The following is a 16,447-nucleotide window of genomic DNA, read 5'->3' as shown; positions in this document are numbered from 1 at the left end:
GCGGATCAACCGGATGCTGGTGACATCGCCCTCGCCGGCCGCCTCCGCGACGTCCCGAGCCGTCAGCGCACCCTGCGCCGACAACCGCTCGGCCAATGCCGGCGACGTACCACTCCGAGCCGCGAGCGTCGCGTCCTTCGCCAACGCGGCCCCGCTGAACAGCGCCTCCAGGCACCCCACGTTGCCGCACGAACAGACCGGCCCATGTGAGTCCACCTGGATGTGCCCGATGTCCCCGGCACACCCGTCGGTGCCGCGGTAGACCTCACCCGACAGGTAGATGCCGCACCCGACCCCGGTACCGATCTTCACGAAGAGGAAGTCGTCCACCGAGTGCGCGACCCCGCCGTGCCGCTCCCCGATCGCCATGATGTTGACGTCGTTGTCCACCACCGCCGGACAACCGTGCTCCCGGGTCAACAACTCCCGCACGGGAAAGCGGTCCCAGCCGGGCATGATCGGCGGCGAGACCGGCACCCCGTCCCGGAAGCTCACCGGCCCCGGAACACCGATCCCCACGCCGTCGAGCCGCTCGTACGCCCCGTCCGCCCGCGCCTTGGCCAGCAGTTCGTTGACCCGGTGCAGGATCGCCTTCGGTCCGGACCGGATGTCGGCTTCCTCGGCGTACGCCACCACCGGCTCCAGCCGACCGTTCACCACCTCCACGTCGATCGAACTCGCACCCAGATCCACCGCGGCGAACCGCAGATGAGGGCTGATCTCCACCAACGTGGACCGGCGACCACCCCGAGACGCCGCCATGCCGGCCTCGGCCACGAAACCCAACCCGACCAGCCGCTCCAACTCGGCGAGCAGGCGCGGCCGGGGCATCTCCAGCCGGTCGGCGAGTTCAGCCCGGGAGATCGTGCCGTGGTCGCGCAGTAGACGCAGAAGCCGCAGGTGCAGAGGTTCAGCCGTACGCACGGCACCCTCCCTCGAAGCGGGTCACATCGGCGAAACGTCGGCGTGTCGTGTCCGACACACTAGGAGCCTTCCGCTCTCGGTGTCCAGAGCTTTCATCGATCTGTGGCACAACTTTTTTACGAGCCAGCAGAAGTTGGGCCCGGGGCTCCCACAGGCCGCCGGCTCATCAGCGGCGGTAGATGGTCAGTTCGGACATGTTCTGGTAGCTGAGGTCGGCGAACGCCAGGGACTGGCCCGGATTTGCCGTGCCGCCCGGGGCCGTGTCCTGCTCCCAGTTGACGTGGTGGAACTCCTGCTCCCCGATCACCTCGAAGAACTGCTGGAAGTTCAGGTCGCCCTCGCCGAACGGCACCATCGTGTAGCCGTTCGCCTGGTCGGGCGCCTTGTCACCGTCCTTGGCGTGGAAGAGCGGGAACCGCTTGGTCCGGCGGGCGACGGTGAGGATCGGGTCGAAGATGTCCGTCTTCACCTGCCCGGCCGGGTTGGTGTACGTCCGGTACTTGAACCTCGCCACGTACGCCCAGTAGATGTCCATCTCGAAGAAGACGTACTTCGGGTCGGTCTTTCTGAAGAAGTACTCCAGGCGCCGTACGCCCGAGGAGCGGGTGGGGCGACCGTTCGCGTCGAGCGGGCCGGCGTCGAGCAGGAAGCCGTACGCCGCGTCGTGGTTGTGGGTGTAGAGCTTGATGCCCCGCGCCCTGGCCCGCCGTCCCAGCTCGTTCCAGGTGTCCGCCGCCGCGTCCCAGTCGGATTGGTACGGGCTGGTGGTCGGGTCGGAGCCGGTACCGATGTTCGTCATCCCCAGCTCCTCGGCGATGTCCAACTGCTGCTCGAACGTCGCCGGGTCGATCTGGGTGTGCGTGCCGTTGGCAACCAGGCCGTTGTCGTCGAGAATCTTGCGGATCTCCCTCGGCGTGATCTGCCGGCCCAGGATCGAGGGGTGCTGGGTGTACCCGGCGAACTCGACCTCCCGGTAACCGATCTCGGCGAGCCGGGCGAGGACCCGCTCGAAGCCGTACGGCACGCCGCTGTCGTCCGGGGCCGCGGTGATCCGGTCCCGCACGCTGTAGAGGATGATGCCCCGGTTCTGCGGGGGGATGAGCGGCTCGACAGTGATCTTCTTGTCACCGAGCGCCGGTGCGCCGGTCTGGAGGACGGGCAGTCCGGCGGCGCCGATGGCCGCGGCCGCGCCGGCCGACACGGTGAGCAGCCGACGGCGGGTCAACGCCCTTGTGGACGGTCGTTCGGTCATGAGCTTCTCCACCTTCCTTCGGCGGCTGGAGCCACCGTCGACGACGAGAGCAGAGGGTGGGGGACGTGACGAACGGAACGGGTGGACGCCTCAGGCCCGGCGCTGTCAACGCGTCGGACCTGCGGTGACAGGTGCTCTGCGGAACGCTTGGGACACAGGGGTTACGTCTGAGTCGAGACGCTAACCCTCACGGCGGTCGAAAGGTAGACCCACAGCCAACAAACTTTTGCCCGAGCGGGCGAAAGCCCGCCCGACGAGCCCGAGCGGCCGGCGGGTGGGCCGACGGGTCGAGCCCACAGCCCACAGGCGAGCGATGCGATGCGGACGCCGTCACCCCGCCGCTGACCTGCGGCAACGGTTCGGCGGCCGGAAACGGCGGCCTCCACGCCGCACGGGCCGTCACCGCCGCGGGCGGTCGGGGAAAGCCGCCCCCCGTGCGGGCGTCCCGGTCCGCGACCCGCCCGACGGCCGAGCGACCGCCACGAGCCCCGCACCGCCACGCTTCGAGAGCTTTTGATGAACTTATTAAAAGTTCTCTCGATTGAGATCAAACTTTGCGCTATCTTGTCGAAATGCTTGGCGTGTGGCCTGACAATCGGCACCAGGCGGCGCTCCTCCGTCTCCTCCGCGATGGCGGGCCCCGCTCCCGCGCCGAGCTCGTCGACGCGGTGGGACTCTCCCGGTCCAAGCTCGCCGCCGAGATCGATCGCCTCATCGACCGGGGTTTGGTCGACACCGCGGGCCCGGCCGCGTCCCGGGGCGGCCGGCGGTCGTCGGTGGTCCGGATCGCCGCGACCACCCGATACCTCGGCATCGACATCGGTGCGACCACCCTCGACCTCGCGGTCACCGATGGCGAGATGCACATCCTCGGCCGGCTCACGGAACGCACCGACCTGCGCGACGGGCCGGCCGCGGTGCTCGGTCAGGCCCTGGAGATGGCCGCCAAGCTGCGGGTGGAGACCGGCAGCAAGGGCTTCACCGGCGCGGGCGTGGGCATACCCGGCCCGGTGAGCTTCCGCGAGGGGATGCCCGTGTCGCCGCCCTTCATGCCCGCCTGGCATCGCTTCCCGGTACGGGAGACGCTCGCCGCCGCGCTGGGCTGTCCGGTGCTCGTGGACAACGACGTCAACATCATGGCGCTCGGCGAGATGCACGCCGGGGTCGCCCGCTCATTCGTCGACTTTCTCTTCGTCAAGATCGGTGCGGGCATCGGCTGCGGCATCGTCGCCGGCGGCGAGGTCTACCGTGGCGCCACCGGCAGCGCGGGCGACATCGGCCACATCTCGGTGGACCCGGAGGGGCCCGTCTGCGTCTGCGGCAACACGGGCTGTCTGGAGGCCCTCTTCGGGGGCGCCGCGCTGGCCCGGGACGCGCTCGCCGCCGCCCGGTCCGGCCGCTCCCCCCACCTGGCCAACCGGCTGCGCGAGGCAGGCATCGTCACGCCGGTCGACGTCTCCGTGGCCGCGGCAGAGGGCGACCCGTACGCGATGGGGCTGGTGCGTGACGGCGCGCGCCGGCTCGGCCAGGTGCTCGCCGGGCTGGTCAGCTTCTTCAACCCCGGCCTGATCGTCATCGGCGGCGGTGTGGCGGGCATCGGGCACGCGCTGCTCGCCGAGATCCGTTCGGTGGTCTACCGGTCGTCGCTGCCCCTGGCCACCGGTGACATGCCCATCGCGCTCTCCGAGCTGGGAGACGAGGCCGGCCTCCTGGGCGCGGCCCGCATGATCAGCGACTACATCTGCCACACCCCGCCCGAGCCGGCGAATCAGGCCGGCCCACGCCCGGCGGTGGCGACCTGAGGAGTCCCCCGACCAGCCGTCATCTCCCGCCCACCGACCGGGGAGGTACGGGCCGGCAGGCTCGCCCGCACGCCGTCCGGCGCCCAGGAGCTTCCGACAGCCCGGACGGCATGTCCTCCGGGCCGGTGTCCGGCCGAATGGTCCTCGGCGCGGACGAGGCCGCCGCGACGAGACGTCCGGTCCGTCAGAGGGCTCGCCGCAGCCACTCCTCAACGCCGGCGATGTGGACGGTGGCCCAGGAGCGCGCCAGCTCCGGCTGCCGGGCGGCGACCGCGTCCAGGATCGCGGCGTGCTGTTCCCGGGTCTTGGCCACCGCGCCCTCCTGGGTGAGTCCGCGCCAGATCCGCGCCCGGGTGGTCGGCCCGGAGAGGCTGTCGATCAGGGACGAGAGCACGTTGTTGCCGGCGCAGGCGGCGATCTGCCGGTGGAACTCCAGGTCGTTGGCGACCAGCTCGTCGATGGTCGGTGCGTCGCCGAGCTTGTCGAGGATCGCACGGAGCTTCGCCACCTCCGCGTCGGAGATGCGCTGCGCGGCGAGCGCGGTCGCGGCCGGCTCCAGAATCCGCCGTACCTCCAGAAACTCCAGCACGGTGTCGTCGCGGTGGAAGTCGACCACGAAGCTCAGCGCGTCCAGCAGCAGCGCCGGGTCCAGGCTGGTCACGTACGTCCCGTCGCCCTGACGGACGTCGAGAACCCGGATCAGGGAGAGCGCCTTGACCGCCTCCCGGAGTGAGTTGCGGGACAGGCCGAGCCGCTCGGCGAGGTCCGGCTCCCGAGGCAGCCGGTCGCCGGGACGCAGCTCGCCGGCGACGATCATCTGTTTGATCTTGTCGATTGCCTCGTCTGTGACCGCCATGCGCTCCTCCCACTCCTCCCGCCGCAGCCTAGGGCCTCACCCGAACAACCATCCCGGACGTCCGCGCCGGGGTGTCGCCGCGGACCGTCCGCTGCCGGGTCGGCCGGTCCCCCGCCGCCCGTGGCGTGGCCGGCCGCGCTTCCCGGCCGGCCGCCGGCGCCGCGCCTCGGTCGCCGCTGACCGCCCGGCATCGGCGCGCCCGGCCGGCATCGACTTGGCCTGCCGGAGCAGCCCGGCGGCGACCCGCTCCAACCAGGATGCGCCCGGCGACGGCTCGACCGAAGGGTCCCGGGATCAGGCTCGACCGCGTGCAGGCCGCTCGTCGCCGGCCGTGCCCTGTGGACGCCCGAGGTCGAGCCCCGGGGCCAGCCGGGGTGTCCGGGCCACCGCCCCGGCGGCGGAGTCGGCGGACCGCGTCTGACCGGTCATCACTTGCCGATCTGGTTTCCCCAGAGCGTGGGATCGTCCACGTTTTCCCTGGTGACCAGGGGTGCCGGGAGCTGGTCCTCAAGCCCGTTGCCGACGTCGATGATGGTGCTGCCGTGATCGGTCGGTCTGGGTTGGAACGTCTTGCCCTCGGCCGCCGCCTTGGCGTAGTAGAGCGCCCACTTGGCGTAGAGGTCTGCTGGCTGGGAGACCGTGGCATCGATCTCGCCCCTGCGGATCGCCTCGAACTCCTGCGGGATGCCGTCGTTGGAGACGACGACGATGTGCTTCGGGTCGGTCGGCGGGACCAGCAGGTTCTTGGACTTGAGCACCTGGAGCGCCGGCGCCAGGAAGACGTCACCGGCCTGCATGTAGATGCCGTTGATGTCGGGGCGCTGGGCCAGGCGGGTCTGCAACGCGGCTCCGGCACCGCCGTCCCGACCCTCCGTGTCCACACTCACGGCGTCCTCCTCTCCCGGTCCGACGAGGTTCCCCCGGCCGCCCCGGACCAGACCGGGCCGTGCGGGAAGGCGTACTCGGTCAGCGTCTCCGGCCGCATCGTGGCGCTGAAGCCCGGCGCGGTCGGCGCCACGTAGCGGCCCCGGCGAATCACCACCGGGTCCACGAAGTGTTCGTGCAGGTGGTCGACGTACTCGATCACCCGGTCCTGCATCGACCCGGAGACGGCGACGTAGTCGAACATCGCGATGTGCTGGACCAGCTCGCAGAGGCCGACCCCACCGGCGTGCGGGCAGACCGGCACCCCGAACTTGGCGGCCAGCAGCAGGATCGCCACGTTCTCGTTGACCCCGGCGACCCGGGTGGCGTCGATCTGCACGTACGACACGGCCCCGAGCTGGAGCAGCTGCTTGAAGACCACCCGGTTGGCGACGTGCTCCCCGGTGGCGATCCGGATCGGCGCCAGCTCCCGGGCGATCGTCGCGTGCCCGAGTACGTCGTCGGGGCTGGTCGGCTCCTCGATCCAGTACGGGTCGTAGGGCGCCAGCTCGCGTACCCAGGAGATTGCCTGCGGCACGTCCCAGCGCTGGTTGGCGTCGACGGCGATCCGGAAGTCCGGCCCGCAGGTCTGCCGGGCGATGCTCAGCCGCCGGAGGTCGTCGGCCAGGTTCGCGCCGACCTTCAGCTTGATCTGGGTGAAGCCGTCCGCCACCGCCTCCTTGCAGAGCCGGCGCAGCTTGTCGTCGTCATAGCCGAGCCAGCCCGGCGAGGTGGTGTAGGCGGGGTAGCCCTCGCGCAGCAGGTGTTCCTCGCGTTCGGCCCGCCCGGGGCGCGCGGCGCGCAGGATCTGCAACGCCTCGTCTCGGGTCAGGGCGTCGCTGAGATAGCGGACGTCGACGAGATCGACCAGTTCCTCCGGGCTGAGCCGGCTCAACAACCGCCAGAGCGGCAGCCCTTCACGCTTGGCCCGCAGGTCCCACAGCGCGTTGACCACGGCCGAGATCGCCATGTGCATGACGCCCTTCTCCGGCCCCAGCCAGCGCAACTGCGAGTCGTGAACCAGTTCTCGCCAGAACCCGCCGAGATCGGCCAGGACGTCGTCGACGGACCGGCCGACCAGGTACGGCCGCAGCGAGGCGATCGCCGCCGCCTGCACCTCGTTGCCGCGCCCGATGGTGAAGGCGAATCCGTGCCCCTCGTGTCCGTCGCCGGCGTCGGTGCGCACCACGACGTAGGCGGCGGAGTAGTCCGGATCCGGGTTCATCGCGTCGGATCCGTCGAGCTGGCGCGAGGTCGGGAAGCGGACGTCGGAGATCTCCAGTTCGGTGAAGATCATGCCTGGGCCACCGCCTGGCGCTGACGCCCCAGACCATCGATCTCCAGCTCGACCACGTCGCCGGCGGTCAGGTACGGCTTCGGCTCGGGCTGCCCCAGCGCCACCCCGGCGGGGGTCCCGGTGTTGATGACGTCGCCGGGGTAGAGCACCATGAACTGGCTCAGGTAGCGGACGATCTCGGCGACCGGGAAGATCATGTCCGAGGTGTCGCCGTCCTGCCGCAGCACACCGTTGACCCAGAGCCGCAGCCGCAGGTTCTGCGGATCCGGGATGTCGTCGGCGGTGACCAGCCAGGGGCCCAGCGGATTGAAGGTCTCGCAGTTCTTCCCCTTGTCCCACTGGCCGCCGCGCTCGAGCTGGAACTCCCGCTCCGACACGTCGTGCGAGATGGTGTAGCCGGCGATGCAGGCCAGTGCCGCCTCGGCGTCGGGCAGGTAGCGGGCGGTACGCCCGATGACCACGGCGAGTTCCACCTCCCAGTCGGTCTTGGTGCTGCCCCGGGGTAGCAGGACGGGGTCGTCCGGTCCCACGACGGTGTCCGGCGCCTTCAGGAAGACCACCGGCTCGGTCGGGAGCGGAGCGCCCGTCTCGGCGGCGTGGTCTCGGTAGTTCAGGCCGATACAGACGATCTTGCCCGGTCGCAGCGGCGGCCCGACGCGCAGCCCGTCGGCCGGGAGGATCGGCAACCCGTCGACGTCGGTTCCAGCCAGCCGCTCGACGCCGCCGCCGGCCAGGAATGCGCCATCCAGGTCGTCGACCACGCCACCCAGGTCCCGCAGCCGCCCGGTCTCGTCCAGCAGCGCCGGCGACTCCCGACCCGGCTCACCTACCCGCAACAGCCTCACCCGTCGCCCCCAGAACGTCGCGTGGTCAGCAATACATCCGATGTCTATCAGGCCGCCTTGGCGCCGCACAAGAGCCCACCGTGGATCGAGATCTCGTGCCTCGCGCCGGCGGTGCCGGAAAACCCGGGACGACGGCCCGGAAATCTGGCCGGTTCGCGCGTGACCCAGGCGGACTCACCGCAGGCCGCGCCCTTGTTTCTCCGGAGTGTCCTTTGTAACCTCGCCGCTAAACATCGGATGCGTGTGACCGATGCCCGATCCGGCCCCGCCGGCGTCCTCATCCCCGCCGACCACTCGGACAACGCATGACCGGAGGCCCCCATGGACGATTCCCACCGTCGGCGCGGATCGCGCCGGCTGACGGCCGCCGCGCTGGTGGCCGCGCTGAGCGCGGTCCTACCCGCCTGGTCCAGCTCCGCTCCCGCCTCCGCCGCCCACCGCGGCGGACCGGACGCCGCCACCGCCCGGGACCCGCTCACCCTCTGGTACGACGAACCGGCCACCGACTGGGAGACCCAGGCCCTGCCGATCGGCAACGGCGCCCTGGGCGGCATGATCTTCGGGCGGGTCGCGACGGAGACCGTGCAGTTCAACGAGAAGACCCTCTGGACCGGTGGCCCGGGCTCGGCCGCCGGCTACGACTTCGGCAACTGGACCTCGCCGCGCCCGGGCGCCATCGAGGAGGTGCAGCGCCTGCTCGACGAGCAGGGTCGGCTGAGCCCGCCGGACGTGGCGAACCGGCTCGGCCAGCCGAAGCGGGGCTTCGGTTCGTACAACACCTTCGGCGAGCTGTCGCTGCGGCTCACCGAGGAGCCCGGCGAGGTACGAAAGTACCGCCGTGAGCTGAACATCGGCCGAGCGATCGCCCGGGTGTCCTACCTGGCCGACGGGGTGCGCTACACCCGGGAGTACTTCGCCAGCTACCCGGACCAGGTGCTCGTGATCCGGCTCAGCGCCGACCGGCCGGGCCGGGTCGGGTTCACCGCCAGCGTCACCGCCCCGGACAACCGGTCGAAGACCGTCACCGCCGAGCACGGCCGGATCACCTTCGCCGGCAACCTCCACGACAACCGGCTCCGGTACGAGTCGCAGATCCAGGTCACCGCCGAGGGCGGCCGGGTCACCGACGGCGCCGACGGGACCGTCACGGTGGCCGAGGCCGACGCCGCCACGCTGGTCCTCGCCGCCGGCACCGACTACGCCGACGCGTACCCGACCTACCGGGGACCGGACCCCCATCCGCGGGTCACGGCGGCGGTCGACGCCGCGGCCGCCAAGCCGTACGCCGAGCTGCTCGCCGCGCACGTCGCCGACTACCGGGCGCTCTTCGACCGGGTCGCGCTCGACATCGGTCAGGAGATGCCGAACATCCCCACCGACGAGCTGCTCCGCGCCTACCGGAACGGTGCCTCGCCCGCGGACCGGACGCTGGAGGCGCTGTTCTTCCAGTACGGCCGCTACCTGCTGATCTCCTCGTCTCGGCCTGGCTCGTTGCCGGCGAACCTCCAGGGCGTCTGGAACAACTCGACCAACCCGCCGTGGGGCGCCGACTACCACGTCAACATCAACATCCAGATGAACTACTGGCCGGCGGAGACGACCAACCTCTCCGAGACCACCGCGCCGCTCTTCGACTACGTCGACGCGATGGTGCCGCCCGGTCGGGTCACCGCCCGGGAGATCTACGGCAACCGGGGCTGGGTCGTACAGAACGAGACCAACCCGTACGGCTTCACCGGCGTCCACGACTGGCCGGAGTCGTTCTGGTTCCCGGAGGCCGGCGCCTGGCTGGCCCAGCACTACTACGAGCACTACCGGTTCACCGGAGACGTACGGTTCCTGCGCGAGCGGGCGTACCCGATCATGAAGGAGCTGGCGCTCTTCTGGCTCGACGAGCTGGTCGTCGACCCGCGGGACGGCACGCTCGTCGTCTCGCCCAGCTACTCGCCGGAACACGGCGACTTCACCGCCGGCGCCTCGATGTCCCAGCAGATCGTCTGGGAGCTCTTCACCAACACGCTGGAGGCGGCCCGGATCCTCGACCGGGACGGCGCCTTCCGTCGGGAGCTGCGGGCCGCGCTGGACCGGCTCGACCCAGGCCTGCGGATCGGCTCCTGGGGGCAGCTCCAGGAGTGGAAGGAGGACCTGGACGACCCCGCGGACCAGCACCGCCACGTCTCGCACCTGTACGCCCTGCACCCGGGGGCACAGTTCTCGGCGCTGACCGACCCGGAGCTGGCCGCCGCCGCCCGGGTCTCGCTCACCGCCCGCGGCGACGGGGGTACGGGGTGGAGCAAGGCGTGGAAGATCAACTTCTGGGCCCGGCTGCTGGACGGTGACCACGCACACAAGATGCTCAGCGAGCAGTTGCGGCAGAGCACCCTGAGCAACCTATGGGACACCCACCCGCCGTTCCAGATCGACGGCAACTTCGGCGCCACGGCGGGCATCGCCGAGATGCTGCTGCAGAGCCAGAGCGGCGACGTCCACATCCTCCCGGCGCTGCCGAGCGTCTGGAAGAAGGGCTCGGTCCGCGGGTTGCGCGCCCGCGGGGACCTGACCGTCGACATTCGCTGGTCGGCCGGGGCCGCCACCGAGATCGCGGTGACCGCCGGCCGGACCGGCGAGGTGACGCTGCGCAGCCCGCTCTTCGCCGGGCCGTACCGGATGGTGGACGCCACCACCGGCGCGCGGATCGCGGTCACCCCGAAGGGCGATCGCCTCACCTTCACCGCCCGCAAGGGCCACCGGTACGTCGCCGTTGCCGGGGTCAGCTTCGCGATCGAGGCCCCGGAACGGCTGGAGCACGACGAGGCCGGGACCGTGTCGGTCACGGTCAGCGCCACGGGCGGCACGACGGTGCCCGCCACGAGGCTGCGGCTGGTGACGCCTGCCGGGTGGAACGTCCGACCGGCCCGGGTGCAGGTGCCGCGGCTGTGGCCGGGGGACTCGCAGGTCTACCGCTTCACGGTCACGCCCGGCCGGGAGGCCGCACCGGGTCCGAACCGGATCGAGGCACGGCTGGTCCACGACGACTGGCGGGCCTCCGCCAGCACCGTCATCGCACTGCCGGTGCCCCCGCCCTGCCCCCGTCCCGACCCGGATCACCCGCTCGTCGCCTGGGACCCGACCTCCGGCGACACCATCGTCGACCGCTCACCGAACGGGCGGACCGCGACGGTGCAGGGCGGCGCCGCGTACACCGCCGACGGGCCGACCGGAAGCGCGCTGGTGCTGGACGGCAACCGGTTCCTCCGGACCGCCCCGACGACGCTGGGCTACCTGGAGGCCGCGACCTTCGCCGTGGAGGTCAAGGTGACCGCCAGCGGCGGATACCGCCGGCTGTTCGACTTCCAGCCGAGCGGCGACCCGGGGACCGACGGGGTGCTGATCGACCTCACACCGAGCAACCAGGTGCGGTTCATCGGTTCCGGCACCGGGGTCACCACCGACGCGACGGTGCCCATGGGTCGATACGTCGACCTAGTGATCACGATGGCCGATGACGGCTTCATCGCGGTCTACATCGACGGCCAGCAGGCCGGTACGGCCCGGGTGCCGGACGGCGGAATCGTTGGCTGCGCCACCCGGGAGCTGCGGTTCGCCGCGGACCAGGACGGCGGCCAACGGCTGACCGGCGAGGTCGACCGGATGGCGATCCTGCCCGTGGCCCTCTCGGCCGACCAGGTGCGCGGCTGGCAGGCCCGGGTGTTCGGCTGAGCCGTCGGCGTCGTGGCACCACTCCCGTGCCGCCCGGCGGGTGACCGATCGGTCGCCCGCCGGGCGGGGCGCGGCCGAGCCCGAGCCCGCACCGTCATCCCGACAGACGATCGAGAGGGAACTGTGTCGATGACGCTGAGCACGCCTGTGTCAGTGTGCGGACGCCGGATGCCGGGTCGGCGGGTGCCCGGCGGCGGGCTGGTGTCGGCGCAGCCGGTCGAGGACGAAGCCGAGGAAGGCCCGCAGCTCGGCGCCGCCCACCGCGGTCCCGGCCGCCCGTCCCCGGCCGTAGCTGTCCAGCGCCCGGTGAATCAGCGTGCCGAACTCCGGCGCCTCCCGCACCGCCCACTCGGCCGCCAACCGCTTCGCGTACCACCGTCCCTCGACGGCGAACCGCAGCGACCGGCAGGCGTTGAGCACGGCGTTGTCGCCGAGGTCGAGACCTGCCGCCCGCAGGCGCGCGTCGATCGACTCGATCACCACCGACATCAGCGCCTCGAACGGGACCGGGGCGAGAAGCGTGGCCGGCGGCGGACCGAGCAGGGCGACACCCTGCTGGCGGCTGATCGAGCGGTCGATCGGGTACCAGAACGACTCGTCGCCGTCAGGCCCGAAACTCACCCTCGGCGGAAGTTCCCGGCCCGTGTTCAGGTTCAGGGCGAAGCCGGCGCCGGTGCCGGCGACCGCCACCGCCGCCCGCTCGTACAGCACGAACTCCAATCCGGTCGCGGGGCAGGGCAGCGCGTCGTGGGACAACCGGGCCGCGACGTCCGCCAGCACCGGAGCGTCCGCGCGTTCGACCACGGCGATCAGGTCGAGGTCACTGCGCCCCGGGGTGTAGCCGTGCAGCGCGAGGGAGCCGGTCGGGTAGACGCCGAGGAGCGCCTCTCCGAACACGGCGCGCAGCCGATCCACCACCACGGTCAGGTAGGCGGCCTCGGCCGCCGGAAGCGTCGACATCACCGCCATACCCTGCCAGGTGCCGACCGAGCCCGCCATCGCCGTACCGGCGGCCGGGACGCATCCCGGTGCGACCTCGGGCCCACGACCCGCCGGACGGCGGAACGTCGTGGTACGCCACGCCTTTTGTCGATGCAGATGAAAGTACTGATTACTTCATCAAAAGATCTGGACACCTGAATATCAAGTCCGTTATGGTCTGACGCGTACGGTGATTCGGTGAGGTAACCGGCGGCGCGGTTAGCTCACCGTTTGCGGTCCCGGACGGCGCAAGCCGACCCGCGGACCTGGTCTGGCCGTGGGAATGGCACCCCCAGGTCGGCGCCGCCCCTATCCGATCCGGCGCGACGGCGCGCGCCACGTCCACACCCATGTCAGCCGTCCCTGGTGGACCGCGGTCAGCCACGGCGCGATCGCGAGTCTGACCTCGCACCCCCACTCGCGCCGCACCGGCCTCGGCCCACCTGCTTGCCCACCCGCCCGGTCGGGCCGGCTCACCGTGCCCGGACACCCGCGGCGGTGGACCGGCCGGGGCGGTCGGCACGGAGCCGTCAGAGGGTCCACACGACGCGTGAAAGGTGGCCGGAGATGCCAACTTCCCCCGTGAGACGTGGTTCGCCGGGTTGCCTGCGACGGCCGCCCCGGCGGACCTCCTCCCGACTCAGGCGGCCGCTGACGATACTCTCGGCGGTCGCCGTCCTGCTGCTCAGCTCCGTGGCGGGGGCGTTCCCGGCGAACGCCCGCCCGGCCGGGAACGAACCGGAAACCGCCGGCGAGCCCGCGGCGCAGCGGCAGTTGCAGGCACAGGTGCTGACCTGGACCGCCGGTGACAGCTTCCAGGCGTACGCCTCGGCGCCGACGACGGCGGTCGCGGGCCCGGCGACGCTGGTCTTCGAGAACAGCAGGGCGACCGGCAACACCACCGGGATGCAGCACACCCTGACCTTCGAGACCGGGAACCCGGCCTACAACAGCGACGTGGACGTCAACATCCTGGCCGACCCGTTCGACGCGAACGGCGGCCGGTGGACCGTCGACGTGGTGCTGACGCCCGGCACCTACCGGTACTTCTGCGCGATCCCCGGACACGGTGCCATGGCCGGCCTGCTGGTGGTGACCGACGGCGGCCAGGACACCACCCCGCCGACCGTGACCGCCACCGTCATCGGGGAACGCGACGACACCGGCGCGTACGTCGGGTCGGCCACGGTGACCCTGTCGGCCAGCGACAGCGGCTCCGGGGTGGCGCGGGTGGAGTACTCGCTCGACGGCGGCCCCTACGGCACCTACTCCGCACCGGTGACCGTGAACTCCCCCGGCCAACACACCGTCACCTACCGCGCCACCGACCAGGCCGGCAACACCTCCACCCCACAAAACGTCTCGTTCACCGTCGCGGAACCGCCCGACCAGGACACCACCCCACCCACCGTGACCGCCACCGTCACCGGCAACCGGGACGACACCGGGGCATACCTTGGCGCCGCCACCGTCACCCTCACCGCCACCGACGACGGCTCCGGCGTGGAACGGATCGAGTACTCGCTCGACGGCGGCGCCTACGGCACCTACTCCGCACCGGTGACCGTGAACTCCCCCGGCCAACACACCGTCACCTACCGCGCCACCGACCAGGCCGGCAACACCTCCACCCCACAAAGCGTCTCGTTCACCGTCGCGGAACCGCCCGACCCGGACACCACCCCACCCACCGTGACCGCCACCGTCACCGGCAACCGGGACGACACCGGCGCGTACGTCGGCGCCGCCACCGTCACCCTCACCGCCACCGACGACGGCTCCGGCGTGGAACGGATCGAGTACTCGCTCGACGGTGGTCCATACGCCACCTACTCCGTTCCGGTCGCGGTGAACCAGCCGGGCCAGCACATGGTCAGCTACCGCGCCACCGACCGGGCCGGCAACACCTCCACCCCGCAGAGCGTGTCGTTCACCGTGGCGGAGTCGCCCGACCCGGACACCATCCCACCCACCGTCACGGCGGGCCTCACCGGGGACCGGGACGACACCGGGGCATACCTTGGCGCCGCCACCGTCACCCTCACCGCCACCGACACCCAATCCGGAGTCGACCGAATCGAATACGCCCTCGACGGCGGCGCCTACGGCACCTACTCCGCACCGGTGACCGTGAACTCCCCCGGCCAACACACCGTCACCTACCGGGCCACCGACCGGGCCGGCAACACCTCGCCGGTCCAGTCCGTCTCGTTCACCGTGGTGACACCGCCCGACCCGGACACCACCCCACCCACCGTGACCGCCACCGTCACCGGCGACCGGGACGACACCGGGGCATACCTTGGCGCCGCCACCGTCACCCTCACCGCCACCGACGACGGCTCCGGCGTGGAACGGGTGGAGTACTCGCTCGACGGGCAGCCCTACGCCCGCTACACGGCGCCACTCACCGTCAACCAGCCCGGCGAGCACACGGTCAGCTACCGCGCCACCGACCAGGCCGGCAACACCTCCACCCCGCAGAGCACCTCGTTCACGGTGGTGGCACCGCCCGACCCGGACACCACCGCGCCGACGGTGAACGCCGCGGTCACCGGCCAGCAGAACGGAAGCTGGGCGTACGTCGGTAGCGCCACCGTCATACTCACCGCCACCGACACCGAGTCCGGGGTCGACCGGATCGAGTACTCCCTCGACGGGCAGCCCTACGCCCGCTACACGGCGCCACTCACCGTCAACCAGCCCGGCGAGCACACGGTCAGCTACCGCGCCACCGACCGGGCCGGCAACACCTCCGGCACCGGCTCGACGACGTTCACGGTCGTGCCGAGCGGCCCCGCGCCGGCCTGCCCGGTTATGGACACCCGGCCGACGGTCTGGCTCGGCACGCTCAACAGCAGGGTGACGAACCGGACCGTCGAGCCTGGCTGCACGATCAACAACGTCATCCGCGACGAGCAGGACTGGCCCAGCCACAGCGCCTTCGTCCAACACGTGAAGGAGGTCGCCGAGCACCTGCACCACCTCGGCGCGATCAACCACCAGGAGCACGCCACCCTGGTCCGCGTCGCCCAGGAGTCCGGGGTGGGCAGGTCGGACGCGAAGGCCGGCTACCAGCCCCTACTCGACCGGTCCGCCGCCTCGTTCGCGCAGTGGGAGCAGGTCGGGGCGGGCGGCTTCACCCGTAGGGCCGACGGTTCGATCGCCAGCCGCCCGGTCGACGGGCTCGGCATGCTCTGGTTCCCGATCCGGGCGTACGGCGACTTCTCGCTCAAGCTCGAGTGGCGCGACGACGCCCCCGGTGACGGGCGGGCCAACAGCGGCGTCTTCGTCCGCTTCCCGCACGTGCACCAGCATCCGCAGGAGCCCCGACCGGAGTGGGTGGCCATCAAGTACGGCCACGAGATCCAGATCCTCGACCGGGCCGACGGGGACCGGTACAAGAGTGGCTCGATCTACGGCTTCGACCGGGTCGACCTCGACGGCGCGGGGGTCACCCCGAAGGGCACCTGGAACGAGTACGAGATCCGGGTCGTCGGGCAGCACTACTCGATCTTCCGCAACGGTGAGCTGATCAACGAGTACGTCAACTCCCCGGATGCGGTCTTCGATCCGCCCCGGCCCGACGACCCGGGCGGCGCAGGCCGCCAGCACGCCAGCGGCTACATCGGCCTGCAGAACCACGGAGCCGGCGACATCGTCAGCTTCCGCAACGTCAGGATCGCGCCCCTCACCCCGTGAGCACCGGGACGGCCGTACCGCACACCCGCCGGACGGCCGTCCCCCATCCGGCGAGGCGAGCACGCACCCCGTCCACCGTGCCAGCCACCCTGGCCAAGCGATTGGAGACGATCTTGGGCACGAACCGAATCCGACGACGCGACG

General features: G+C 71.3%; 10 protein-coding genes. 3 read left to right on the top strand and 7 right to left on the bottom strand.

The window, feature by feature from the left end:
• Together EF879_RS21135 and EF879_RS21130 are read right to left on the bottom strand one after the other, a co-directional pair.
• A partial coding sequence (locus tag EF879_RS21135; RefSeq protein WP_148086510.1) for an ROK family protein occupies positions 1 to 924 on the bottom strand: 924 nt, incomplete at its 3' end.
• Positions 925 to 1,090: 166 nt separating this feature from the next.
• Positions 1,091 to 2,176 carry a sugar phosphate isomerase/epimerase gene (locus EF879_RS21130; RefSeq protein WP_123561333.1) on the bottom strand — a complete coding sequence of 362 codons (1,086 nt, stop codon included), beginning with the start codon at positions 2,174 to 2,176 and terminating at the stop codon, positions 1,091 to 1,093.
• Between the two features lie 572 nt (positions 2,177 to 2,748).
• On the opposite strand from EF879_RS21130, the gene EF879_RS21125 reads away from it, so the two are divergent.
• Positions 2,749 to 3,978, top strand: a complete 1,230-nt coding sequence (locus tag EF879_RS21125) for an ROK family protein (RefSeq protein ID WP_123561234.1) — start codon at positions 2,749 to 2,751, stop codon at positions 3,976 to 3,978.
• 184 nt (positions 3,979 to 4,162) lie between these two features.
• Here the strand turns inward: EF879_RS21125 and EF879_RS21120 are convergent, their stop codons facing one another.
• From EF879_RS21120 to EF879_RS21105, 4 genes are all read right to left on the bottom strand, one after another.
• Positions 4,163 to 4,834, bottom strand: a complete 672-nt coding sequence (locus tag EF879_RS21120) for a FadR/GntR family transcriptional regulator (protein ID WP_123561232.1) — start codon at positions 4,832 to 4,834, stop codon at positions 4,163 to 4,165.
• A gap of 428 nt (positions 4,835 to 5,262) precedes the next feature.
• Positions 5,263 to 5,721, bottom strand: a complete 459-nt coding sequence (locus EF879_RS21115) for a substrate-binding domain-containing protein (RefSeq protein WP_233604634.1) — start codon at positions 5,719 to 5,721, stop codon at positions 5,263 to 5,265.
• A complete protein-coding gene (locus tag EF879_RS21110) occupies positions 5,718 to 7,055 on the bottom strand; it encodes an L-fuconate dehydratase (protein WP_123561230.1) in 1,338 nt (445 codons plus the stop codon). The genes EF879_RS21115 and EF879_RS21110 overlap by 4 nt, the downstream gene beginning before the upstream one ends.
• Entirely contained in the window at positions 7,052 to 7,900 is an 849-nt protein-coding gene (locus tag EF879_RS21105) for a fumarylacetoacetate hydrolase family protein (protein WP_123561228.1), read from the bottom strand. The genes EF879_RS21110 and EF879_RS21105 overlap by 4 nt, the downstream gene beginning before the upstream one ends.
• Positions 7,901 to 8,221: 321 nt before the next feature.
• Between EF879_RS21105 and EF879_RS21100 the strand changes: the two genes are divergently transcribed.
• Positions 8,222 to 11,620 (top strand): glycoside hydrolase N-terminal domain-containing protein, encoded by a 3,399-nt coding sequence (locus tag EF879_RS21100; protein WP_123561227.1) that lies wholly within the window; start codon positions 8,222 to 8,224, stop codon positions 11,618 to 11,620.
• 150 nt (positions 11,621 to 11,770) lie between these two features.
• Here EF879_RS21100 and EF879_RS21095 read toward each other — a convergent pair whose 3' ends face one another.
• Positions 11,771 to 12,619, bottom strand: coding sequence for an aminoglycoside adenylyltransferase domain-containing protein (locus tag EF879_RS21095; RefSeq protein WP_123561225.1), 849 nt, complete (start codon positions 12,617 to 12,619; stop codon positions 11,771 to 11,773).
• 549 nt (positions 12,620 to 13,168) lie between these two features.
• Here EF879_RS21095 and EF879_RS21090 point away from each other — a divergent pair.
• A complete protein-coding gene (locus tag EF879_RS21090) occupies positions 13,169 to 16,303 on the top strand; it encodes a family 16 glycoside hydrolase (protein WP_148086509.1) in 3,135 nt (1,044 codons plus the stop codon).
• Positions 16,304 to 16,447 lie beyond the last annotated feature (144 nt).

This window comes from Micromonospora sp. HM5-17, from assembly GCF_003762835.1.
GTDB lineage: Bacteria > Actinomycetota > Actinomycetes > Mycobacteriales > Micromonosporaceae > Plantactinospora.
Note: the sequence above shows the minus strand (reverse complement) of the source record. Positions and strands in the feature narration are given on the sequence as shown.